Raw genomic sequence first — 22,683 nt, 5'->3', positions numbered from 1 at the left:
TAGCTGGCGCCATCCCAAAAGCCGTCGTCCTGGGAAGCCTTAAGCGGCCGCCTCCGGCTTTTTGTCCCGCCGCCCCTCCGCCAGGTTCCGCACCACCACGTAGAAGATCGGCGTGAACAAGAGGCCGAACAGGGTGACGCCGATCATGCCGAAGAACACGGCGACACCGACCGCCTGGCGCATCTCGGAGCCCGAGCCGGACGAGATCACCAGCGGCAGCACGCCAAGGATGAAGGCGAAGGACGTCATCAGGATCGGCCGCAAGCGAAGCCGGCAGGCTTCGATGACGGCTTCCAGCCGCGGCTTGCCTTCGAGCTCGATGTCGCGGGCGAACTCGACGATGAGGATCGCATTCTTCGCCGCCAATCCCACCAGCACGACGAAGCCTATCTGTGTGAGAATGTTGACGTCCTGCCCCATGATGCGCACCCCGATGGTCGCGGCGAGCAGGCACATCGGCACGATCAGGATCACCGCGAACGGCAAGGTCCAGCTGCCATATTGCGCGGCGAGCACGAGATAGACGAACAGCACGCAGATCGGGAATACGTAAAGACCGGCGTTACCGCCGTTGATCTGCTGATAAGACAGGTCCGTCCACTCGAAGCTGAAGCCGCTCGGCAAGGTCTCGTCGGCAAGCTTCTTGATGGTGTTGAGCGCTGTGGTCGAGCTTACGCCCGGCGCCGGCTCGCCCTGAAGCTCGGACGCTGCGTAGAGATTGTAGCGCGCGACGCGGTCGGGGCCGGAGATATCCCTGAAGTCAACTACGCTGCCGAGCATCACCATGTCGCCGGAGGCGTTGCGCGTGCGCAGCCGCGCGAGATCGCTGGGTTCTTTGCGGAACGGGAAATCCGCCTGCGCGGTGACGTGATAGGTACGGCCGAACAGGTTGAAGTCGTTGACATAGGTCGATCCGAAATAGGTCTGGATCGTTTCGTTGATGTTGGAGATGGGAACGCCGAGCTTCTGCGCCTTGGTGCGGTCGATGTCGACGAACAGTTGCGGCGTGTTGGCGGAGAACGGCGAGAACACCGAGGGGCCAAGGAGCAAGGGCGATTTGCGCGCGGCGGCGACGAGCTCGTCGGTCGCGGACGCCAGCAGCTCCGGTCCGCGGCCCTGCCGATCCTGGATGCGGATGGCGAAACCGCCGCCGGTGCCGATGCCCGGCACCGCGGGCGGCGGAATCACGATGATGAAGGCGCCCTGGATCGCGGCGAGGCGCTTGCGCAGCTCAGCCGTGATGGCGTTGGCGGTGAGTCCCTTCTTGATCCGGGCTTCCGGCTCGTCGAACACCGGGAACAGCGCGGCCGCATTGCCCGCCTGGGTGCGCGTGGCGCCAGAGAAGCCGGCAAAGGCGGCGACGCGGATGATGCCCGGCGTGTCCAGCGAGATCCGCTCGATCTCGCGCACGATCTCGGTGGTTCGCGCGAGCGACGCCGCGCCCGGCAATTGCACCGAGATGATGACGTAGCCGCGGTCCTGCGCGGGAATAAAGCCCTGCGACGTGGTCCCGATCAGCCAGCCGGCGCTGCCGATCAGCACCAGATAGATCAGCAGCATCACCGCGGAGTGCCTGATGACGAAGTTGGCGACGCCGGCATAGCCGTGCGAGAGCCGGTCGAACGCGCGGTTGAACGCGCCGGTGAAGGCGGCCCAGCCGCGCGCGATCAGATTCCAGGCGGCGGGCGGCCGCTTCTCCTCATGAGGCGTCAGGATCTGCGAGGCCAGCGCCGGCGACAACGTCAGCGAGCAGAAGCAGGAGATCGCGGTCGCAACCGCAATGGTGACCGCGAATTGCTGGAAGAACTGCCCGGATATGCCGCCCAGGAACGCCGTTGGTACGAACACCGCGCACAGCACCAGCGCAATCGAGACCAGCGCGCCGCCGACCTCCTCCATGGTCTTCAGCGCCGCGTCGCGCCGGCTGAGCCCGTGCTCGAGATGGCGCTCGACATTTTCCACCACGACGATGGCGTCGTCGACCACGATGCCGACGGCGAGCACGAGCCCGAACAGCGTGAGATTGTTGATGGAAAAGCCGAGAGCCGCCATCACCGCAAAGGTGCCGACCAGCGACACCGGAATCGCGATGATCGGGATGATCGCGGGACGCCAGCCCTGCAGGAACACCAGCACCACGACCACGACGAGCAGCATGGCTTCATAGATGGTCTTGATCAGCTCGTGGACGGATTGCGCGATGAACTCGGTCGGGTTGTAGCCGATATTGTAGTCGAGGCCCTTCGGAAAACTCTCCTTCAGCTTCGTCATGGTGTCGGAGATGTGCTTGGCGGTGGCGAGCGCATTCGATCCCGGCCGCTGCGTCACCAGCATGGCGACCGCCGATTTGCGCAGCAGGAAGCTGTTGGTGGAATAGGCGAGGGCGCCGAGCTCGACGCGGGCAACGTCGCGCAGCCGCACCGTGCGACCGTCCGAGCCGGCCTTGATCAGGATATCCTCGAACTGCTTCTGGTCTTTCAAACGTCCCGTGAAGACGAGGTTCGGCTGGAAAGCGCGGTCGGCGATCGGCGGCTCGGCGATCTGGCCGCCGGCGATCTGCACGTTCTGGGCGCGGATCGCGGCCAGCACCTCGCTCGAAGTCAGGCCGAGATTGGCAATGCGGTCAGGGTCGAGCCAGAGCCGCATCGAATAGTCGCGCGCGCCGAAGATCTGGATGTCGCCGACGCCGTCGATGCGCAACAGCTGGTCGCGAACCTGGAGCAGCGCGTAATTGGAGATGTAGAGCTGGTCGAACGTGTCGTCCGGCGACAGCATGAACACGACCATCAGAATGTCGGGCGAGTTCTTGCGGGTGACGACGCCGTTGCGCTGCACCTCGTCCGGCAATTGCGGCTGCGCGATGGCGACACGGTTCTGCACCAGCACCTGCGCCTTGTCGAGATCGGTGCCCAGCTTGAAGGTGACCGTGATGGTGAGCTGGCCGTTCGAGGTCGCCTGGCTGTAGAGATACAGCATGTCCTCGACGCCGTTGATCTGCTGCTCGATTGGTGCGGCGACGGTATCGGACACGGTCTGCGCCGAGGCGCCCGGATATTGCGTGGTGACGACGACCGTCGGCGGCACCACTTGCGGATATTCGGAGATCGGCAGCGTCGAATAGGCGAGCGTACCGACGATCAGGAGCACGATCGACAGCACCATCGCGAGGATGGGCTGATTGATGGAGAGGCGGCCAAGGTTCATGACTTGTCACCAGCCTTGCCACCGGCCGGCGCTTGAGCGGTCTGCGGGGTCACCTTGGCGCCGACGCGGGCGCGCTGGATGCCGTTGACGATGACGCGGTCCTCGGCCTTCAGGCCTTCGCGGATCACGCGCAGGCCGTCCTCAAGCGGCCCGAGCACCACGGGCCGCGCCTCCACGGTGTCGTCGGACTTCATCACGAACACGATCTTGCGCGACTGGTCGGTTGCGACAGCGGCATCCGGCACCAACAGCGCCTCGTAGGGCGCGCTGCCGATCAGGCGGACGCGGCCGAACTGGCCGGGCAGGATCGACAGATCGGTGTTCTTGACGACGGCGCGGCTGCGCAGCGTGCCGGTGGAGACATCGAGGCGGTTGTCGAGGAAGTTGACGGAGCCCTCATGCGAGGGCTTGGTTTCGCCGGCGAGCGTCACCTGCACGGGATTGGCCGTGTCGCGCGAGCTCGGGCGCTTCCCCTCGAACCAGAGCTTGCTGTATTTCATGAAGGCCGTCTCATCCATGTCGAAATAGATGTAGATCGGGTCCATCGTCACGATCGAGGTCAGCAAGGTCGAAGAACCGTTGTCGCTGCCCTGCACGAGATTGCCGGGACTGACGAGATGGCGGCTGACACGGCCGGTGATCGGCGCGGTGACATGGGTGAACTCGATGTTGAGCCGGGCGGCCTTCAGTGCACCCTCGGCCTGGGTCTCGGCGGCGTGCGCGGCCTGCAAGGCCTGGCGGCGCTGGTCGACGACCTGCTCGGACACCGCGCTGGTCTGGACCAGGTTCAGGCCGCGGTCGAGCTCGCGCTTGGCCAGCTCCACTTTGGCGCGGGCGTCGGAGAGCTGGCCGTCGGCCTGCTCGGCCACCGCCTCGAAGGGACGCGGGTCAATCACATAAAGCAGATCGCCTTGGTGGACGATCGCGCCGTCCTGGAACTCGACGGAGTTGACGAAGCCGCCGACGCGAGGACGCACCTGCACCTCCTCGACCGCCTCGAACCGGCCGGTGTACTCATCCCAATCGGTGACCGTGCGCTTGACCGGCTGCGCGACAGTGACCGGCGGCGGTGACGGCGCGGCCGCCTGCGAGGTCGGCTGTCCGCAACCGCTGAGCGCGAAGGCCGCTACGAGCAGGCCGGCTAATGCGTGAGGCCGGGACTGAACGAAATCGTGCGTCGTGGCAAATTGCTCGCTTCCGTCCGGTCCGCTCATCCCAGGTCCTCGCATCACAGCCGCAGAAGCCTAGGGTAGGCTTTTACCTGCGGGCGGCACAAGATGGGTGGCAATGATGAACTCTTCAAGACCAATGGGTGTGCAATGCTGCAGAGAACGCCCTGGCCGGATGGCGGGTTGACACGGCTCTTCTTCGCCCCTTCCCGCGCGCGGGGGAAAGCCCGCCAGCGTCTTCACACATGACGCGCCCTGTCGGCTCGGCTAGATTATCCCATACAAAACAAGACGAATTGTCCGGGGAGGACAGGCGTGCATCAGGGACGTGTCGTTTACGGCGCGATCGAGGAGGTCGTGTTCGGCCATCCGGCGGCCGAGGCCGTCGTCGCGCAGATGGACCGGCTCGGAACCCGCTGCGCCTTCCTGATGGTCTCAGGCACGCTGAACCGCCAGACCGACGAAATCGCAAAAATCCGAGACGCGCTGGGCTCGCGATGTGCCGGGCTGTTCGATGGGATGCCCGCGCACACGCCGCGCGAGGCGGTGATCGCGGCGACCAACGCCGCGCGCGCAGCCGGCGCCGATCTGATCGTCACGGTGGGCGGCGGCTCGATCACCGACGGCGCCAAGGCGGTGCAGCTGTGCTTGGCCAACGGCATCGACGATATCGCGGGCATCGACCGCATCCGCGTGCACAGGGGCGTCGCACCTGACATGACCGCGCCGACGGTGCGCCAGGTCAGCGTGCCGACCACGATTGCCGGCGGCGAATTCTCGTCGATCGCCGGCGTGACCGACCGCAGCACCCATGTGAAGCAGATGCTGCGGCATCCGCTGACCGTGCCGCGCGCGACCATCCTCGATCCCGCCATCACCGTGCATACGCCGGAATGGCTGTTCCTCTCCACCGGCATCCGCGCCGTCGACCATTGCGTGGAGGCGATCTGCTCGCACGAGACGCATCCTTATGCCGACGCGCAAGCGGTGAAGGGCCTTGCCATGCTGGCCGATGCGCTGCCGCGGGTGAAGGCCGATCCGGCCGATCTCGACGCGCGGATGGATGCGCAGATCGGCACCTGGTTGTCGATGGGCGCCCTCGCGGCCGGCGTGCCGATGGGGGCGAGCCACGGCATCGGCTACGTGCTGGGTGGCGCCTTCGACGTGCCGCACGGCTACACGTCCTGCGTCATGCTGCCGGCGGTGATGCGCTGGAATGCAAGCGCCAATGCCGAACAGCAGATGATCGTCGCCGCCGCGATGGGCTTTCCCGGCCACAACGCCGCCGACGTGCTCGATGCCTTCATTCGTTCGCTCGGCATGCCGCGCAGCCTCGCCGCCGTGGGTGTCTTGCCCGAGCATTTTGCTGCCATCGCCGAACAGGCGATGCGCACGAACTGGATCCCACGCAACCCGCGCAAGATCGAGAGCCCGGCGCAGGTACGCGAGATCCTTGATCTCGCCGCATGATGTCGTAATGCCGGAGGACTGATGTACCCAGGTCTGCATGCTCGACTGCGCCCGCTGCAACCCGCCTTCATCATGGCCGCGACGGGCGAGGCGGTCACCTACCGCGAGCTGGAGGCGCGCAGCAATCGCCTCGCGCATCTGTTTCGCAAGCATGGCTTGAAGCGGCTCGATCACTACTCGATCTTCATGGAGAACAATTCGCGCTATCTCGAAGCCTGCGGCGCGGGCGAGCGGTCCGGCCTTTACTACACGTGCATCAACTCCTTTCTGACGCCCGGCGAGCTGGCCTATCTCCTCGTCAACAGTCAGTCCAAGATCCTGATCACCTCGGTGGCCAAGCTCGACATCGCGCGGGAGGCGATCCAGGCCTGCCCCGAGATCAAGCTCTGCATCGTCGCCGACGGCCCCGGCGAGAGCGACCGCATCGTCGGGCTGGCTGATGTCACCGCCGAGCTGCCGAAAACGCCGATCGCCGATGAGTGGCTCGGCACCGCGATGCTCTACTCGTCGGGCACGACCGGACGGCCGAAAGGCATCCTGCGGCCACTGCCGGAGGAGCCGCCGAAACACAATCTGCCGCTGTTCGATTTCCTGACCAAGCTTTGGCACTACCGCGAGGGCATGGTCTATCTGTCGCCGGCACCGCTCTATCATTCGGCGCCGCAGGCCGCGGTCAATCTGACGATCCGTATGGGCGGCACCGTCATCATCATGGAGCATTTCGATCCCGAGCGTTACCTCCAGCTCGTCGAACAATGGGGCATCACGCACAGCCAGCTGGTGCCGACGATGTTCTCGCGCATGCTCAAGCTGCCCGAGGACGTGCGAAAGCGTTACGATTTGTCCTCGCTGGAGATCGCGATCCATGCCGCGGCGCCTTGTCCGGCGCTGGTCAAGGACGACATGATAAAATGGTGGGGGCCGATCATCCACGAATATTACGGCGCGACCGAAGGGCTCGGCTTCACGGCCTGCAACAGCGAGGAATGGCTTAGCCACCGCGGCACCGTCGGCAAGGTGCTGCTCGGCGACCTGCATATTCTCGACGAGAACATGCGGGAATGCCCGACCGGCACGCCGGGCCAGGTCTGGTTCAAGACGGCGTCGCCTTTCGAGTATTTCAACGATCCGGAGAAGACCAGGGAGGCGCGCTCGGCCGATGGCAGCATGAGCACGGTCGGCGATGTCGGCTATGTCGATGAGGACCGCTTCCTCTATCTCACCGACCGCGCCACTTTCATGATCATCTCCGGCGGCGTGAACATCTATCCGCAGGAATGCGAGAATCTACTGATCACCCATCCCAAGGTGGCGGACGCGGCGGTGTTCGGCGTGCCCAATGCCGATCTCGGCGAAGAGGTGAAGGCGGTGGTGCAGCCGATGCCCGGCGTGGTGCCGGGGCCCGCGCTGGCAGAGGAACTGATTGCTTTCTGCGGGCAGTCACTGTCGCGGCAGAAGGTGCCGCGCTCGGTCGATTTCGAGAAGGAATTGCCGCGGCTGCCGACGGGGAAGCTGTACAAGCGGCTGCTGAGGGATCGGTACTGGGGCAACAAGACGTCGCGGATCGTGTGAGGCGTTCTGCCGTGTCGTAAGCAAGCCAGTTCCAAAAACTCCGCTGTCATCCGGGGACGCGACAAAGTCGCGAACCCGGGATCCATAACTACAGGGCATCGTTGTTGCGCGCGCCGGTCACTCCGAGTCTTCGCCAAACGTCTCCCTGTGGCTATGGTCCCGGGATCTGCGCTGCGCTTATTCCGGGACCGCGACGGAGATTGGCATTGCAATCGCGCGCAACGCCACCGCCGGAACCCTTCGCACCTGCACTCCCAAATTGTGAAAGCGTGAAGATTCCTGCGGCATTACGTCATCCAAATTGCCGAGGCCATAAAACGCGTTAGCCGGTTGCCTCGGTCCATGCGCGTCGGCTATCGTCGGGACAAACAGGCCGCAAAAGGCCCAAGAGGCTAAAGGCCAATGTCCAGGGAGGACGAGGATGCGGAGCGTGCGGGCGCTCGCCGCGACGGCGGCGCTGTCTTGGCTGGCGTTTTCGACCATTGCGTTCGCCGGCGAGCCCAAGCAGGGCGGAATCCTGCGGATGTATCACCGCGACAGCCCGGCGAATGCGTCCATCCTCGAAGGCGCGACCTATTCGGTCAACGTGCCCTTCATGGGCGTGTTCAACAATCTCGTCATCTACGACCAGCACATCGCGCAGAACAGCCCCGATACCCTCAGGCCTGAGCTGGCAGAAAGCTGGTCCTGGAGCGGCGACAACAAGAAGCTGACGTTCAAACTGCGCCAGGGCGTCAAATGGCACGACGGCAAGCCGTTCACGTCGGCCGACGTCAAGTGCACCTTCGATCTCCTGATGGGCAAGTCGCAGCAGAAGCTGCGGCAAAATCCGCGCAAGGCCTGGTACAGCGAGGTCAACGACGTCACGTCCAACGGCGACTTCGAGGTTTCCTTCGACCTGAAGCGGCCGCAGCCCTCGCTACTGGCGATGCTCGCCTCCGGCTACACGCCGATCTACCCCTGTCACGTCTCGCCGGCCGACATGCGCACCCACCCGATCGGGACCGGGCCGTACAAATTCGTCGAGTTCAAGGCCAATGAATCGATCAAGCTGACGCGAAATCCTGATTACTGGAAGAAGGGCCTGCCCTATCTCGACGGCATCGAATACACCATCATCCCGAACCGCTCGACCGCGATCCTCGCCTTCGTCGCCGGCAAGTTCGACATGACGTTCCCGACGCATATCACCATTCCGCTGCTGAAGGACATCAAGTCGCAGGCGCCGAACGCGGTCTGCGTCGTCGAGCCGACCAACGTTTCGACCAACATCATCGTCAATTCGACCTCCCCGCCGTTCGACAACATCGATATCCGCCGCGCGATGGCCATGGCGCTCGACCGCAAGGCCTTCGTCGACATCCTGTTCGAGGGTCAGGCCGATATCGGCGGCACCATGCTGCCACCGCCGCAAGGCATCTGGGGCATGCCCAAGGACAAGCTGCAGACCATTCCGGGCTACGGTCCGGATGTGAACGCAAATCGCGAGGAAGCGAAGAAACTGATGCAGAAGGCGGGCTACGGCCCGGACAAGCATCTCGCCGTGAAGGTCTCGACGCGCAATCTGGCGGAATATCGCGATCCCGCGGTGATCCTGATCGACCAGCTCAAGAGCATCTATATCGACGGCGAGCTCGACGTGGTGGAGACCGCCAACTGGTTCCCGAAGGTCGCGCGCAAGGACTACATGCTCGGCCTCAATTTGACCGGCAATTCCGTCGACGATCCCGACCAGTCCTTCTACGAGAACTATTCCTGCGGCTCGGAGCGGAACTACACCAACTACTGCAACAAGGAAATCGAGAAGCTGTTCGACGTACAGTCGCAGGAGATCGACATCGCCAAGCGCAAGCCGCTGGTCTGGGACATCGACAAGAAGCTGCAGGAGGACGTTGCCCGTCCGATCATCTTCCATGCGCGGGCCGGCACCTGCTGGCAGCCCTACGTCAAGGGGGTCACGATCATGTCCAACAGCTCCTACAACGGATTTCGCTTCGAGGATGTGTGGCTCGACAAATAGTGCGCCAGGCTGAAGACTAAGCTGCGGAGGGCGAAGGATGTTTGCCTATCTGGTGCGGCGCCTGTTCCTGATGCTCGTGACCCTGTTCGGGATCTCGGTCGTCATCTTCTTCCTGCTGCGCATCGTGCCCGGCAACATCGTCGACATCCTGTTCGCCGCGGCCGGTTACGTCGATCCCGCCGACAAGGTCGATCTGGAGAAGCAGCTCGGCATCGACCAGCCGCTGGTGGTACAATATCTACACTGGATCGGCGGCCTGCTGCACGGCGATCTCGGCTACTCCTATGTCTCCGAGAAGCCGGCGCTTCAGGAGATCTTGCCGCGAATCCCGATCACCGCCCGGCTCGCCGGCCTCGCGCTGCTGTTCTCGGCCTCGATCGGCATTCCGCTCGGGGTCATCAGCGCGGTCAAGCAGGGCACAAGGCTCGACTATGCGCTCCGCGTGGTCAGCCTGAGCGGATTGTCGCTGCCCTCGTTCTGGCTCGGTCTTTTGGTCCTCACCGCGTCGGTGGCGATGTTCGGGCAGATGCCGATCTTCAATCCCAATCCACAAACCCTCGGCGAAGCGCTTGCGACCTATTGCATCCCGGCGATGGTGGTCGGATTCCGCAGTTCGGCGCTGACCATGCGCATCACGCGATCCTCGATGCTGGAGGTGTTGCGGCAGGACTATATCCGCACCGCCCGCGCCAAGGGCGCCTCCGATGCCGCCGTGAATTATCATCACGCGCTGAAGAACGCGATCCTGCCCGTGATCACCGTGATCGGCATCGAGGCGGCATTCCTGATCGGTGGCCTGATTGTGACGGAGACCGTGTTCAACATCCCCGGCGTCGCCCGCTTCCTGGTCGAGGCGATCCGCTGGCGCGACTACCCGATCGTGCAGAACCTCGTGATGCTCATCGCGGTGGTCGTGGTGTTCGCGAACTTCACCGTCGACATGCTCTATGCCGTGTTCGATCCGCGCATCCGGTACACGGATTAGTGGCATGAGATCGAAGCGATCACACGCGACGGCGGTGCTCCACCTCTCCCGTAGGGAGAGGTCGGGCCGCATCGCAAGATGCGGTCCGGGTGAGGGATTACGCTCTCTCGCGAGGGCAGCGCCCCCTCACCCGGCGCTACGCGCCGACCTCTCCCCGAGGGGGAGAGGTGTATCTCTCCGCGGAGGCCCGCATGGCCGCGATCGATTTTGACGTTGAACTGAGGCGGGCCGGCGCGCATGCGACCGGCGGCTGGCGGCGCGTGCTGTTTCTGGCACAGCGGCACGTGCTGGGCGCGGCCGGGCTCGTCATCATGACGCTGTTCGTGCTGACGGCGATCTTCGCCGACTTCATCGCCCGTTACGATCCGCTGAGCGTCGATGCCGCCCACGCGCTGGCGCGTCCGAGCTGGGCGCACTGGATGGGCACCGACTCGTTCGGCCGCGACGTTTTCAGCCGCATCATCCATGGCGCGCGGATCTCGCTGGCGGTGGGGCTCGGCTCGACAGCGCTCGGCGGCTCGATCGGCGTCATCGTCGGCCTCACCTCCGGCTATCTTTCCGGCTGGGTCGATCTCGTATTCCAGCGCGTCTCCGACGTTCTCCAGGCGTTGCCGCTGCTGGTGCTGGCGCTGGTGATGACGGCCGCGCTTGGGCCGTCGCTGCCGAACGTGATTCTCGCCATCGCCATCCCGCTGATCCCGACGGTGGCGCGCGTCACCCGCGCCAACACGCTGGCGCTACGGGAGCAACCGTTCGTCGAGGCCGCCAAATCGATCGGCATGAGCGAGATCCGCATCGCGCTGCGTCACGTCCTGCCGAACACGCTGGCGCCGCTGATCGTACTGGCCACCGCGCAGCTCGGCTCGACCATTCTGACCGAAGCCTCGCTCTCCTTCCTCGGCCTCGGCATTCCCGAGCCCTATCCGTCATGGGGGCGCATGCTGTCGGAGTCCGCCGCCGAATATGTCCGCACCGCGCCGTGGCTGGTGATCTTCCCGGGCATTGCCATCAGCCTCGCCGTGTTCGGCGCCAATCTGTTCGGCGACGCGCTGCGCGACATCCTCGATCCCCGGCAGCGCGGCTGATGGTTGAAACAACCGATCTCGTGCTCGAGGTGAAGAACCTGAAGACGGTGTTCTTCACCAATTCCGGCCTGTTCAAGGCGGTCGACGACATCTCCTTCACCGTGAAGCGCGGCGAGACGCTGGCGATCGTCGGCGAATCCGGCTGCGGCAAGAGCGTCACCGCGCTGTCCTTGATGCGGCTGGTCCCCGATCCGCCCGGACGCATCGTCGGCGGCTCGGTCTCGCTCGAAGGCACCGACCTGCTGGCGCTGGACGAAACCGGGATGCGCGAGGTTAGGGGCAACCGCATCTCCATGATCTTCCAGGAGCCGATGACCTCGCTCAATCCCGTGATGCGGATCGGCGACCAGATCGTCGAGGCGGTGCGGCTGCACCGGAACATCACGGCGAGGGAGGCGCACGCTGTCGCGGTCGAGATGCTGCGGCTGGTGCGCATTCCCGAGCCGGCGCGGCGCGCGCGCGAATATCCGCACCAGCTCTCCGGCGGCATGCGCCAGCGCGCGATGATCGCGATGGCGCTGGCCTGCCGGCCGGCGCTGCTGATCGCGGACGAGCCGACCACCGCGCTCGACGTCACCATCCAGGCCCAGATCCTGGCGCTGATCCTCGATCTTCAGAAGGAGCTCGGCACCGGCCTCGTGCTCATCACCCACGATCTCGGCGTCGTCGCGCAGACCGCACAGCGTGTGATCGTGATGTATGCGGGACGCAAGGTCGAGGAAGCCACCGTCGAAGCGTTGTTCGCCGCGCCCAAGCATCCCTATACGCGCGGGCTGATGGCCTCGATCCCGGCGGTGCCCGCATCGGGCGTCGCCGCGCAGGAGCGCTTGAACGAAATTCCGGGCACGGTGCCGTCGCTGGTGCGCTTGCCAAAGGGCTGCGCCTTCGCGCCGCGCTGCAAGCTCGCGGTGAAACGCTGCGAGGCGGAGTACCCGCCGCTAACCGATTGGGGCGGCGGCCATCTCGCCGCCTGCTGGCGCGCGGCTGAAGTGGCGGAGGTGGCATGACCAAGGCGCTGCTCGAAGTCACCGATCTCAAGAAATACTACCCGGTGCGCGCCGGCGTGCTGCGCCGGCAGGTCGGCACGGTGCATTCAGTCGACGGCGTCTCGTTCTCCCTTGGCGCCGGCGAGACGCTCGGCCTGGTCGGGGAATCCGGCTGCGGCAAGTCGACGGTGGCGCGCAGCGTGCTGCGGCTGGTCGAGCCGACTGCAGGCCGGATCCGCCTTGACGGCGAGGACATCACGCATCTGTCCAAGACCGCGCTGCGAGCGCATCGCCGCGCGATGCAGATCGTGTTCCAGGACCCGTTCGCCTCGCTCAATCCGCGCATGACCGCCGGCGATATCGTCGGCGAGCCGATCGCGGTCCACGGTCTTGCTACCGGCAAGGCGCTGGAGACGCGCGTCGCAAAACTGTTCGAGCAGGTCGGGCTGCGCCCGGACCAGATGCGCAATTTCCCCCATCAGTTCTCCGGCGGTCAGCGCCAGCGCATCTGCATCGCGCGGGCGCTGGCGCTGGAGCCGCGGCTGATCGTCTGTGACGAGCCGGTCTCCGCGCTGGACGTCTCGATCCAGGCGCAGGTGATCAACCTGCTGATCGATTTGCAGCGCCAGCATGGCTTCTCCTATCTCTTCATCGCTCATGACCTTGCCGTGGTCGCTCACATCAGCCACCGCGTTGCCGTGATGTATCTCGGCCGTATCGTCGAGATCGCCGACAAGGACGAGCTGTTCCGCAATCCGCGTCATCCCTATACGCAGGCGCTGCTCGCCTCGGTGCCGATCGCCAACCCGCTGGCGAAGAAGCTCGCGCCGCTGGTCGATGGTGACGTGCCAAGCCCGGTCAATCCGCCGCCCGGCTGCGCGTTTCACACCCGCTGCCGGTTCGCGATGGAGCGATGCAAGACGGAGCGACCGGTGCTGATGGATGCCGGCGACGGGCATCAGGTCGCCTGCCTGTTGAACGAAGGGACGGGGCGACCAGCGGAGGTACCGTAGCGCTGCCGCCGTCGGGTGGGCAAAGCGGAGCGTGGCCACCAGTCGTTCTCCATCACGGAAGATCGTGGGCGCTTTGCGCCTTTGCCCACCCAACGAGACCGCGTTCGCGGCTCCGACTACGCCCCGATCTCCGCCACAACCCGTCCCGTCGTCACCTGCTCGCCCTCGGCGACATCGATCGCCGCCACCACGCCGTCGATGCCGGCCTTGTGGACGTGTTCCATCTTCATCGCTTCCAGCGTCAGCACCGGTTGGCCTGCTGTGACGCGGTCGCCCGGCTTGACCAGGACGGCGACAACACGGCCGTTCATGGCGGCGCGGACCTTGCCATCGCCGCCGTTGCTTGCGGCGGCCCTCGGCGCAGCCAGCGTGAGATCGGTGATGGCAAATGGAATGCCGCGATGCTGAACGTAGAGCCGATCGCCGTCGCGCAAGTATTTTGCACTATCCATCACGCCGCCGTGGCGGAAGCGGATGGAGCCAGGGTCTAGCTGGTCGATCTCGAACTTGTCCTGACGACCGTCCCTGCCAACAATGTAGCTGCCGTCGCGCTCGCGCGTGACATCAAGCTCGAGCGCCTGGCCGGCGATCTCGATCTTCACGGGAAGCGGGAACGTCGCCGACAGGCTCCGGCCCCTGCGCCATACCGGCGCGCGCGGATTGGTGACGTAGAGCAGCAGGCCGGCCAGCGCCGTATCAAATGCGGTATCCGCCCGCGGCGCCAGCAGCTCGTCGCGATGGGCGTCGATGAAGGCCGTCGTTGCCTCCCCCCTGGCAAAGCCGGGATGACGCAGGCACGACATCAGGAACGCCTGGTTGGTGGTCACGCCGAGCGCCGTGAGCTGCTCGAGTCCGACAATTAACCGCCCCCTCGCCTCCTCGCGCGTCGCGCCATGGCTGATCACCTTGGCGATCATGGAATCATAGAACGGCGGGATCTCAGACCCGGATTGCAGCGCGTGCTCGACGCGAATGCCTTCCGGCACTTGCCAGCGCGCCATGCGGCCGGACTGCGGCATGAACTCATGCGCGGCGTCTTCCGAGCAGAGCCGCACCTCGATGGCATGGCCGGAGAACTTGATGTCCTGCTGCTTCACCGGCAACGGCTCACCACGCGCAATGCGCAATTGCAACTCGACGAGATCGAGCCCGGTGATCGCTTCGGTAACGGGATGCTCGACCTGGAGGCGCGTGTTCATCTCCATGAAGTAGAAGTCGCCGCTTGCATCGAGCAGGAATTCCAGCGTGCCGGCGCCCTCATAGCGCAGCGCCTTCACCGCCGCGACCGCGACCTCGCCCATCCTGGCGCGCAGCTCCGGCGTGACCGCGGGCGACGGCGCCTCCTCGATCAGTTTCTGGTGCCGCCGCTGCACCGAGCAGTCGCGCTCGCCGAGATGGATGGCGTTGCCATTGATATCGCCGAACACCTGAACTTCGATGTGACGCGGGTTCTGGATGGCGCGCTCGAGAATGACCGTGGGATCGCCGAACGCCGCCTTGGCCTCCGATCGCGCGCTACGCAACGCATCCGCAAACGACGCTGCGTCGGTCACCAGCCGCATGCCGCGACCGCCGCCCCCCGCAACGGCCTTGATCATGACGGGGAAACCGATCTTGCTGGCTTCCGCGAGCATGGCCTCATCACCCTGATCGGAACCTTGATAGCCGGGCACGACAGGTACCCCAGCCTTCTTCATGATCTCCTTGGCGCCGGCCTTGTTGCCCATCGCTGCGATCGCCTGCGGCGACGGGCCGATGAAGACGAGACCGGCATCCCTGCAGGCTTGCGCGAAGTCCTCGTTCTCGGCGAGGAATCCGTAGCCGGGATGAACGGCATCCGCTCCGCTCGCCTTGGCCGCGGCGATGATCGCGGGGATGTTGAGATAGGATTGCGCCGGCAGGGCTTCACCGATGCGCACGGCCTGGTCCGCCTGCTTCACATGGAGCGCATCGCGATCGGCATCTGAATACACGGCGACAACGCCAAGGCCGAGCTGCCGCGCGCTCCGCATCACGCGCAGCGCGATCTCGCCGCGATTGGCGACCAACACTTTAAAGAACGGCCGGTGCTGCACTGATCCGTTCCTCATGGGCGGGCCACCGAAAACTGCATGCGCTGGGGCATGCGCGAATCGCCCTCCCGGCAGATCGCGAGCACCTGCGACAGCACCGCGCGGGTGTCGCGCGGATCGATCACCCCGTCGTCGAGCACGCGCGCGCTGGTCGAGAACACGTCCATCTGGCCGTCGAACACGCCGACGATCTGCGCTTTCATGGCCTCTAACTTGTCTTTCTCGATCGGCTTGCCGCGGCGCCCCGCGGCGGCTTCCGTCACGATGGCCATCGTCTCGGCCGCCTGCTCGCCGCCCATCACCGCAGTCTTGGCGTTGGGCCAGGAGAAGCAGAAGCGCGGATGGAAGCCGCGGCCGCACATGCCGTAATTGCCGGCGCCGAACGAGGCGCCGCAATAGATGGTGATCTGCGGCACCGTCGCCGAGGTCACCGCCTGAATCATCTTGGAGCCGTGCTTGATCATGCCGGCTTCCTCATAGGCCTTGCCGACCATGTAGCCGGTGGTGTTGTTGAGATAGAGGATCGGCGTGCGGGTCTGGCAGCAGGCCTGGATGAAATGCGTCGCCTTGTTGGCGCCGGCGGGATCGAGCGGGCCGTTGTTGGTGATGATGCCGATCGCCTGGCCCTCGATGCGGGCGTGGCCGCAGACGGTGGCCGGGCCATAGTTCGGCGCCATCTCGATGAAGTCGGAATCGTCGATGATGCGCGCGATCACTTGGCGCATATCGACAGGCCGCTTGTGGTCCATCGGCATGATGCCGAGCAGCTCGTCCTGGTCGTAGCGCGGTGGCTTGAAGTCAGACGGCGTCCGGTCCGGCCGCTCCCATTGCAGCGCCGCCATGATCTCGCGCGCGATACGCAGGGCGTCGCGGTCATCCTCGGCGAGATAGTCGCCGAGACCGGAGATTTGCGTGTGCATCTCGGCGCCACCGAGCTCTTCCTCGGTCGCGATCTCGCCGGTCGCGGCCTTCAGGAGTGGGGGACCGGCGAGGAAGGCGCGGGTGCGGCCGCGCACCATCACGATATAGTCGGAGAGGCCGGTCTGATAGGCCCCGCCCGCGGTGGACGAGCCGTGCGTGACGGTGACGACCGGAAGGCCCGCCGCCGACAGCCGCGCGAGATTGCGAAAGATGTTGCCGCCGCGGACAAAATCCTCGACGCGGTAGCGCAGGAGATTGGCGCCGGCGCTTTCGACGAGTTGAACGTAGGGCAGCTTGTTCTCGAGCGCGAGCTCCTGCACGCGCAGCGTCTTGTCGAGGCCGAAAGGCTGCAGCGCGCCGGCATCGATACCGGAATCGCTGGCGCTGACCATGCAGCGGATACCGGAGACGAAGCCGATGCCGGCGATGACGCCACCGCCGGGCACGCTCTTGTCGGCATCCGGGACGTCGAACATATAGCCGGCGAGGTTCGACAGCTCGATGAAGGGCGCGCCGGGATCTAGCACCAGCGCGACGCGCTCGCGCGGCAGCAGCTGCCCGCGCTTGTGGAAACGATCCTTTGCCGCGGCGGAAGCGACACGCGTGCGTTCTTCCAGCGCGCGCATGCGGCCGATCAGCCCGAGCATGCCGTCGCGATTGGCCTGATAGCTGACGCCGCTGGGGGAGATGGTGTTTTCGATAGCAGACATTAGTGCTCCTGCCCGTCATTCCGGGGCGCGCGGAGCGCGAGCCCGGAATCCATACTCCCGATCGTGGTTATGGATTCCGGGCCTTGCCCTTTGGCCATCTCGGAATGACGACGTGTGACTACCTGTTCGTCCCAAAGATATTCCGCGCCTCGGCCGGGCTCGCGATCTCGCGGCCTGCTCGCCTTGCGCAGGCGGCGATGGCCTCGATCAGCTGTCCGTTCGAGGTCACCTTCTTGCCATTGGCGAGATAGAAGGTGTCCTCCAGCCCGGTGCGGAGATGGCCGCCAAGCTCGGCGCAGCGCTGATGCAGCGGCCAGATCTCCTCGCGCCCGATCGCGGTGACCTGCCAATGCGCTTCAGGGCGCTTCAGCTTGATCAGGATCGGCAGCAGCTCGGGATCGGCCGGCATGCCGGAGGCGACGCCCATCACAAAATTATATTCGAGCGGGCCGCTGTACATGCCGACTTGGGTGTACATGCCGACGCAGCGGACGATGCCGACGTCGAAACATTCGAACTCGGGGATTGTGCCGACTTCGTTCATGACGTCGAGATAGTCCTTCACTTTCTCGACCGCGTTGTCGAACATCATCGGGGGCCATGCCCAGGTGTTGTCGGCCTTCACCTTCAGATAATTCAGCGAGCCGGCATTGCAGGCAGCGATCTCCGGCCTGGTCTCGCGGATGCAATCGAGCGCGCCGGAGTAGTTCGGCCCTGACACGCCCGAGGTGTGGTTGATGATCACGCCGGGGCAGGCTTCGCGGATCGCCTGCTGGATCTCCTTTGACACAGCGACGTCCCAGGACGGCAGGTGCCCCTTGTTCGGCGCCTGCTGCCGCAGATGGATGTGCATGATGGATGCGCCGGCATCGAACGCAGCCTTGGCCTCGCGCGCCATCTGCTCGGGGGTCACGGGCACGTTGTGCTGCTTCGGGTCGGTGAGCACGCCGTTCAGCGCGCAGGTGATGACGGCCTTGTCGCTCATGCCAAAATTATCTCGCACGTTGAGAATTCAACGCTTGGGATCATGTGATGCGGGGCATGCGGCTTCTTGCGCGGAGAAGCTGGGAAAAAGGCGAGCTTTCGTAGGGTGGGCAAAGGCGCTGTTGCGCCGTGCCCGCATATGTCACTGATCGAGAGATGTGGTGGGCGCGCTTCGCTTTGCCCATCCTACGAGAGCGGTATCAACCCGCTTCCGCCATCCTCACCGTCTCGGTGCTGCGATAGATCGCCAGATCGCGCGAGCCGACGAAGATCGCGCGCGGCTTCAATCCGTAGAAGCGGCGGATCGAGTGGCTGAAATGGGTGCTGTCGGGATAGCCGATGTCCTGCGCGAGATGGGCGAGGTTGAGATCCTGGTTTGCGAAGTGCAGCAGATGCCGCGCGCGCTTCCAGGCGCGGAAGGAGCGGAACGAGATGCCGGTCTCCTCCTTGAACAGATGCAGGAAGCGCGACGCCGAGAGGCCTGCTTCCGCCGCGCAGGTATCCGCCGTCACCGGCTCGCCGGAGAAGCGCCCGATGCGGGCGACGGCGCGCATCACGCGCGGGTCGAGCACGCGGCGCGGCAGCGCCTCGCCAAAGCACATCTCGTCGAATTCGGCGGTGGTGATGTCGCCATAGCGCCGCTGACGCAGCAATGCGTAGGCGGCGAGGATCTTGCGGGCATGGGCGGCCCGGTCGGGGCCGGTCAGCCGCTCGGCCAAGGCCTCCAGCACCCCATCCGGCATGCTTTCGGGCTCGAGCGTCACGCTGATGACGGTGCGATATTCGCTGGCGATGGAATGCCGCTGGTTCGGCAGGGTGACGAACAGCTCGCCGGTGGCGAGGACATCGTCGATCGTCAGGTGCAGATCGCCCTTTACCGCGACATAGACGTGGCAGCAGCCGGGGGTTCGCTTGCGGGGGCGGCCAAGCAGGCCGGCATAGAAGACCCGCTCTGGTGTGATCAGCATCAGATGGTCGGATTCGCGACCGTGATATTCCATTGGGCTCCTCCTCGCGCGGCTCTCTGGCCGCTGCGGACGGAGGTCACCTTAGCGGAAATTTGGGCGCTGTCACGACGGGATAGCGCTGTCATGGAAACAAGCGCCATCGCTCCCGGGCGGTCGATTGAACCGAACCCGGAACCTCGATTTGGCTGCGCGATAATCCCGGTTCGCGCAATTGCGCGCCCCGGAATGACAGCATCCCTTACGCCCTCACGCGTGGTGCAACATTTTGCTCGAGGCCGGCCTTTTGCTCCGCAGCAACCGCACGCTTGAATCCGTCGCGCTGCTGCAAGCGCGCCCAATAGGCTGCGACATTTGGACCAAAATCCTTGGCGAGACCGATGCTGCCTGCGAGACGCAACGCATAGCCGATGACGATGTCAGCGGCGGTGAAACGGCCGGCGCACAAGGTTTCGGCATTGGCGGTCGCTGCCTCGACCGCGCGCAGTCGCCCCAGAAACCACTTGGCATAGTCGGTGGCGACCTGCGGATTGCGCCGCTCCTCCGGCTCGAGCTGGGTGTAGCGGAGCACCAGCGTTTGCGGAAAGGTTAACGTGGCGTCGCTGAAATACATCCAGTTCAGGAAAGCGCCATAGGCGGGATCCTCGGGGTCGACCATCAGCGGCGTCGGCCCGTAGACGACGCCGAGATAGTGACAGATGCCTGATGACTCCGTCATCCTGGTCTCGCCGTCGATCAGATATGGAATCGTGCCGAGCGGATTGAGCACCAGATAATCCTTGGCGAAGACGCGCGGCGGGAACGGCAGCATCTTCAGCTCGTAAGGCAGCTCCATCTCCTCCAGCATCCAGAGCGGACGAAACGAGCGCGCGGCGTCGCAATGATAGAGCGTGATCATGAAGCCTTTCCTCTACTCCCAGGCAGCGTCCCCATCATCTTGCACAGGACCATCAGCATGACCTCGTCGGCGCCCCCACCGATCGAGGTCAGACGGCTGTCACGATAGGCGCGGCTGACCGGCGTCTCGTTGGTAAAGCCCATTCCGCCCCAATATTGCAAGCAGGCGTCGGTGAGCTCGCGGCCGAGCCGGCCGGCCTTCAGCTTGGCCATGGTCGCAAGTTTTGTCACGTCCTCGCCGGCGACCAGTTGCTCGGCGGCGCGATAGATCAGCGCGCGCAGCAGCTCGACCTCGGTCTGCATCTCCGCGAGCTTGAAGTGCACGACCTGGTTGTCGAGGATGCTCTGGCCGAACGCCTTGCGGTTGCGGGTGTATTCGATGGTCTCGTCGATGATGTATTCGTGCGCCTTGAGACAGGCCGCGGCGCCCCAGAGCCGCTCCTCCTGGAACTGGATCATCTGGTAGGTGAAGCCCTTGCCCTCTTCGCCGATCCGATTGCGTTTGGGCACCCGGACATTGTCGAAGAAGATCTGCGCCGTATCGGACGAGCGCATGCCCATCTTGTCGAGCTTGCGGGCGACCGTGACGCCCTTGCTCTTCATGGGCACGCAGATCAGCGATTTGTTGCGGTGAACCGGACCGTCGCCCGTGTTGGCGAGCAGGCAGATCCAGTCGGCTTGCGTACCGTTGGTGATCCACATCTTGCCGCCGGTAATGAGATAGTCATCGCCGTCGGAGCGGGCATTGGTCTTGATCGAGGCAACATCGGAGCCTGCGCCAGGCTCGGAGACGCCGATGCAGGCGACATAGTCACCCGAAATCGAGGGCGCCAGAAACTCGCGCCGCACCTCGTCCGAACCGAATCGCGCAAGTGCCGGCGTCGCCATATCGGTCTGCACGCCGATCGCCATCGGCACGCCGCCGCAGGTGATGGCCCCCAGCTCTTCCGCCATCATCAGCCCATAGGAATAGTCGAGGCCGGAGCCGCCGAACGCGACCGGCTTGTTCAGGCCGAGAAAGCCGAGACTGCCCATCTTCTTGAACAGCTCATGCGCCGGGAAGATGTCGGCCTTCTCCCATTCATCGACGTGAGGGTTGATCTCGTTCGCGATGAACTTTTGCAGGGAACGGCGGATGTCGTCGTGGTCGGCGGTGAATAGCATTCTTCTCAGCCTCGTCATTCCGGGACGCGCCTCTTGGCGCGGGCCCGGAATCCATAACCACCATCGTGAGTATGGATTCCGGGCTCGCTCCGCTTCGCTCGCGCCCCGGAATGACGCGAGGAGATAGTATTCACAATCCCATCTGCCTCGACGCCAGGTCCTTCATGATCTCCTCGGTGCCGCCGCCGATGGCGTTGACCTTGACCTCGCGGTAGATGCGTTCGGCCTTGATGCCGCGCATGAAGCCGGCGCCGCCGAAGATCTGCACCGCTTCCGAGGCGCAGAACGCCATGGTCTGCGTCGCCTGGTTCTTCATCATGCAGATTTCGGCGACCGGGCTCTCGCCCTGCTCCAGCCGCCAGGCCAGCATTTCCAGCATCGCCTGCGAGGCTGCGACCTTCTGCGCCATGTCGACGATCTTGTGCCTGATGACCTGATGCTGCGCGAGCGGCTTGCCGAACGTCTTGCGCTCCTTGGCGTAAGCGACGGCTTCATCGAGACAGACGCGGGCAAAGGCGGTGCAGCTCGCGGCCATGCCCATCCGCTCGCTGTTGAAGTTCTGCATGATGATCTTGAAGCCCTGGCCCTCTTCGCCGATCAAATTTTCGGCCGGCACCCGGCAGTCATCGAAATGCAGCGTCGCGGTGTCGGAGGCCCACCAACCCATCTTCTTCAACTTGGTGCGCGACAGGCCGGGCGTATCGCCCTCGATCAGCAGCAGGCTGACGCCGCCGGCCCCCTCGCCGCCGGTACGCACCGCAACGGTCAGATAATCGGCGCGCACGCCTGAGGTAATGAAGGTCTTTTCGCCGCTCACGACGTAGTGATTGCCGTCGCGCTGCGCCCTTGTGCGCAGGTTCGCGACATCGGAGCCACCGCCCGGCTCGGTGATCGCGAGCGCGGAGATCTTCTCGCCCGACAGGACCTGCGGCAGCACGCGCGCCTTCACCTCCGGCCGCGCGGCGCGCGCGATCGGCGGCGAGCCGATGGTGTGGCTCATCAGGCTGGCGCTGACGCCGCCGGCTCCGGCGCGCGCCAGCTCCTGGCTCGCCACGATCTTTATGAACTGGTCGGCGGCGATCCCGCCATATTCCTCGGGGAAGCCGAGCCCCAGCAATCCGATCTCGGCCGCCTTGCGATAGAGGACGCGGGGAAATTCGCCGGCTTCGTCCCACTCATGGGCGAACGGGGCAATCTCCTTGTCGACGAAGCGGCGCATGACGTCGCGAAAGGCGTCGTGCTCGGCGGTATAGAACGGGCTCTTCATTGCACTTTCGCCTTCGACGACTCGTCTCGTTCCACCATGGCTGGAACACCGGCGGCTCGCTTGCGCCGAGTGGCTGGCCCGGGAGCCGCTCGGCACCAGCCGCAACGATCCAGCAACTCAACGCAAGACGATTTTCCCTCCTCGCTGGCCAACTCCAAATCAAAAAAGTGCTGCACAAACTCCGGCTGGCCTCCCAGGG

At 64.8% G+C, this 22,683-nt stretch carries 16 protein-coding genes; 7 read left to right on the top strand and 9 right to left on the bottom strand.

All coding sequences use genetic code 11. From position 1 onward, the window contains the following. Positions 1–39: 39 nt before the first annotated feature. The gene (locus IF809_RS04435; RefSeq protein WP_462836936.1) at positions 40–3,204 is read right to left on the bottom strand and encodes an efflux RND transporter permease subunit; all 3,165 of its coding nucleotides are present in this window, start codon (positions 3,202–3,204) and stop codon (positions 40–42) included. Further along, positions 3,201–4,418, bottom strand: coding sequence for an efflux RND transporter periplasmic adaptor subunit (locus tag IF809_RS04430; protein ID WP_462836935.1), 1,218 nt, complete (start codon positions 4,416–4,418; stop codon positions 3,201–3,203). Before IF809_RS04430 ends, IF809_RS04435 begins: the two co-directional genes overlap by 4 nt. Positions 4,419–4,688: 270 nt before the next feature. Between IF809_RS04430 and IF809_RS04425 the strand changes: the two genes are divergently transcribed. From IF809_RS04425 to IF809_RS04395, 7 genes are all read left to right on the top strand, one after another. Next, positions 4,689–5,843: an iron-containing alcohol dehydrogenase gene (locus IF809_RS04425; RefSeq protein ID WP_462836934.1), complete on the top strand. Its 1,155-nt coding sequence runs from the start codon at positions 4,689–4,691 to the stop codon at positions 5,841–5,843. Between the two features lie 21 nt (positions 5,844–5,864). Further along, positions 5,865–7,415, top strand: coding sequence for an AMP-binding protein (locus IF809_RS04420; RefSeq protein WP_462836933.1), 1,551 nt, complete (start codon positions 5,865–5,867; stop codon positions 7,413–7,415). A 421-nt stretch (positions 7,416–7,836) separates the two neighbouring features. Next, positions 7,837–9,435, top strand: a complete 1,599-nt coding sequence (locus tag IF809_RS04415; protein ID WP_462836932.1) for an ABC transporter substrate-binding protein — start codon at positions 7,837–7,839, stop codon at positions 9,433–9,435. Positions 9,436–9,472: 37 nt separating this feature from the next. Beyond that, entirely contained in the window at positions 9,473–10,420 is a 948-nt protein-coding gene (locus tag IF809_RS04410) for an ABC transporter permease (RefSeq protein WP_128968967.1), read from the top strand. Positions 10,421–10,611: 191 nt separating this feature from the next. Beyond that, a complete protein-coding gene (locus IF809_RS04405; protein ID WP_462836931.1) occupies positions 10,612–11,505 on the top strand; it encodes an ABC transporter permease in 894 nt (297 codons plus the stop codon). After that, entirely contained in the window at positions 11,505–12,512 is a 1,008-nt protein-coding gene (locus IF809_RS04400; RefSeq protein WP_453981018.1) for an ABC transporter ATP-binding protein, read from the top strand. Before IF809_RS04405 ends, IF809_RS04400 begins: the two co-directional genes overlap by 1 nt. After that, positions 12,509–13,504, top strand: a complete 996-nt coding sequence (locus IF809_RS04395; protein ID WP_128968970.1) for an ABC transporter ATP-binding protein — start codon at positions 12,509–12,511, stop codon at positions 13,502–13,504. Before IF809_RS04400 ends, IF809_RS04395 begins: the two co-directional genes overlap by 4 nt. Positions 13,505–13,620: 116 nt before the next feature. Here the strand turns inward: IF809_RS04395 and IF809_RS04390 are convergent, their stop codons facing one another. The 7 genes from IF809_RS04390 to IF809_RS04360 form a co-directional block, all read right to left on the bottom strand. Then, entirely contained in the window at positions 13,621–15,594 is a 1,974-nt protein-coding gene (locus tag IF809_RS04390; protein WP_462836930.1) for an acetyl/propionyl/methylcrotonyl-CoA carboxylase subunit alpha, read from the bottom strand. After that, entirely contained in the window at positions 15,591–17,207 is a 1,617-nt protein-coding gene (locus IF809_RS04385; protein ID WP_462836929.1) for an acyl-CoA carboxylase subunit beta, read from the bottom strand. The genes IF809_RS04390 and IF809_RS04385 overlap by 4 nt, the downstream gene beginning before the upstream one ends. 118 nt (positions 17,208–17,325) lie before the next feature. Next, a complete protein-coding gene (locus tag IF809_RS04380) occupies positions 17,326–18,192 on the bottom strand; it encodes a beta-keto acid cleavage family enzyme (RefSeq protein ID WP_462836928.1) in 867 nt (288 codons plus the stop codon). A gap of 199 nt (positions 18,193–18,391) precedes the next feature. Then, positions 18,392–19,192 carry a helix-turn-helix domain-containing protein gene (locus IF809_RS04375; RefSeq protein ID WP_453981023.1) on the bottom strand — a complete coding sequence of 267 codons (801 nt, stop codon included), beginning with the start codon at positions 19,190–19,192 and terminating at the stop codon, positions 18,392–18,394. A gap of 205 nt (positions 19,193–19,397) precedes the next feature. Beyond that, positions 19,398–20,054, bottom strand: coding sequence for a glutathione S-transferase family protein (locus IF809_RS04370; RefSeq protein WP_462836927.1), 657 nt, complete (start codon positions 20,052–20,054; stop codon positions 19,398–19,400). Beyond that, complete coding sequence (locus IF809_RS04365; RefSeq protein WP_462836926.1) at positions 20,051–21,217, bottom strand: acyl-CoA dehydrogenase family protein; 1,167 nt, start codon at positions 21,215–21,217, stop codon at positions 20,051–20,053. The genes IF809_RS04370 and IF809_RS04365 overlap by 4 nt, the downstream gene beginning before the upstream one ends. 130 nt (positions 21,218–21,347) lie before the next feature. Then, a complete protein-coding gene (locus tag IF809_RS04360; protein ID WP_462836925.1) occupies positions 21,348–22,484 on the bottom strand; it encodes an acyl-CoA dehydrogenase family protein in 1,137 nt (378 codons plus the stop codon). Between the last annotated feature and the right edge of the window lie 199 nt (positions 22,485–22,683).

It is taken from the genome of Bradyrhizobium sp. UFLA06-24 (genome assembly GCF_054967145.1).
The sequence above is the reverse complement of the archived record's forward strand: the minus strand, read 5'-3'. Positions and strand labels throughout refer to the sequence as shown.

What these genes read in the sequence shown, in the direction of transcription:
- IF809_RS04370 (WP_462836927.1), bottom strand. Translation starts at nt 20,054, where the DNA reads ATGATCACGCTCTATCATTGCGACGCCGCGCGCTCGTTTCGTCCGCTC.
- IF809_RS04375 (WP_453981023.1), bottom strand. Translation starts at nt 19,192, where the DNA reads ATGGAATATCACGGTCGCGAATCCGACCATCTGATGCTGATCACACCA.
- IF809_RS04415 (WP_462836932.1), top strand. Translation starts at nt 7,837, where the DNA reads ATGCGGAGCGTGCGGGCGCTCGCCGCGACGGCGGCGCTGTCTTGGCTG.
- IF809_RS04365 (WP_462836926.1), bottom strand. Translation starts at nt 21,217, where the DNA reads ATGCTATTCACCGCCGACCACGACGACATCCGCCGTTCCCTGCAAAAG.
- IF809_RS04430 (WP_462836935.1), bottom strand. Translation starts at nt 4,418, where the DNA reads ATGAGCGGACCGGACGGAAGCGAGCAATTTGCCACGACGCACGATTTC.
- IF809_RS04400 (WP_453981018.1), top strand. Translation starts at nt 11,505, where the DNA reads ATGGTTGAAACAACCGATCTCGTGCTCGAGGTGAAGAACCTGAAGACG.
- IF809_RS04420 (WP_462836933.1), top strand. Translation starts at nt 5,865, where the DNA reads ATGTACCCAGGTCTGCATGCTCGACTGCGCCCGCTGCAACCCGCCTTC.
- IF809_RS04360 (WP_462836925.1), bottom strand. Translation starts at nt 22,484, where the DNA reads ATGAAGAGCCCGTTCTATACCGCCGAGCACGACGCCTTTCGCGACGTC.
- IF809_RS04385 (WP_462836929.1), bottom strand. Translation starts at nt 17,207, where the DNA reads ATGTCTGCTATCGAAAACACCATCTCCCCCAGCGGCGTCAGCTATCAG.
- IF809_RS04380 (WP_462836928.1), bottom strand. Translation starts at nt 18,192, where the DNA reads ATGAGCGACAAGGCCGTCATCACCTGCGCGCTGAACGGCGTGCTCACC.
- IF809_RS04410 (WP_128968967.1), top strand. Translation starts at nt 9,473, where the DNA reads ATGTTTGCCTATCTGGTGCGGCGCCTGTTCCTGATGCTCGTGACCCTG.
- IF809_RS04390 (WP_462836930.1), bottom strand. Translation starts at nt 15,594, where the DNA reads ATGAGGAACGGATCAGTGCAGCACCGGCCGTTCTTTAAAGTGTTGGTC.
- IF809_RS04395 (WP_128968970.1), top strand. Translation starts at nt 12,509, where the DNA reads ATGACCAAGGCGCTGCTCGAAGTCACCGATCTCAAGAAATACTACCCG.
- IF809_RS04405 (WP_462836931.1), top strand. Translation starts at nt 10,612, where the DNA reads ATGGCCGCGATCGATTTTGACGTTGAACTGAGGCGGGCCGGCGCGCAT.
- IF809_RS04435 (WP_462836936.1), bottom strand. Translation starts at nt 3,204, where the DNA reads ATGAACCTTGGCCGCCTCTCCATCAATCAGCCCATCCTCGCGATGGTG.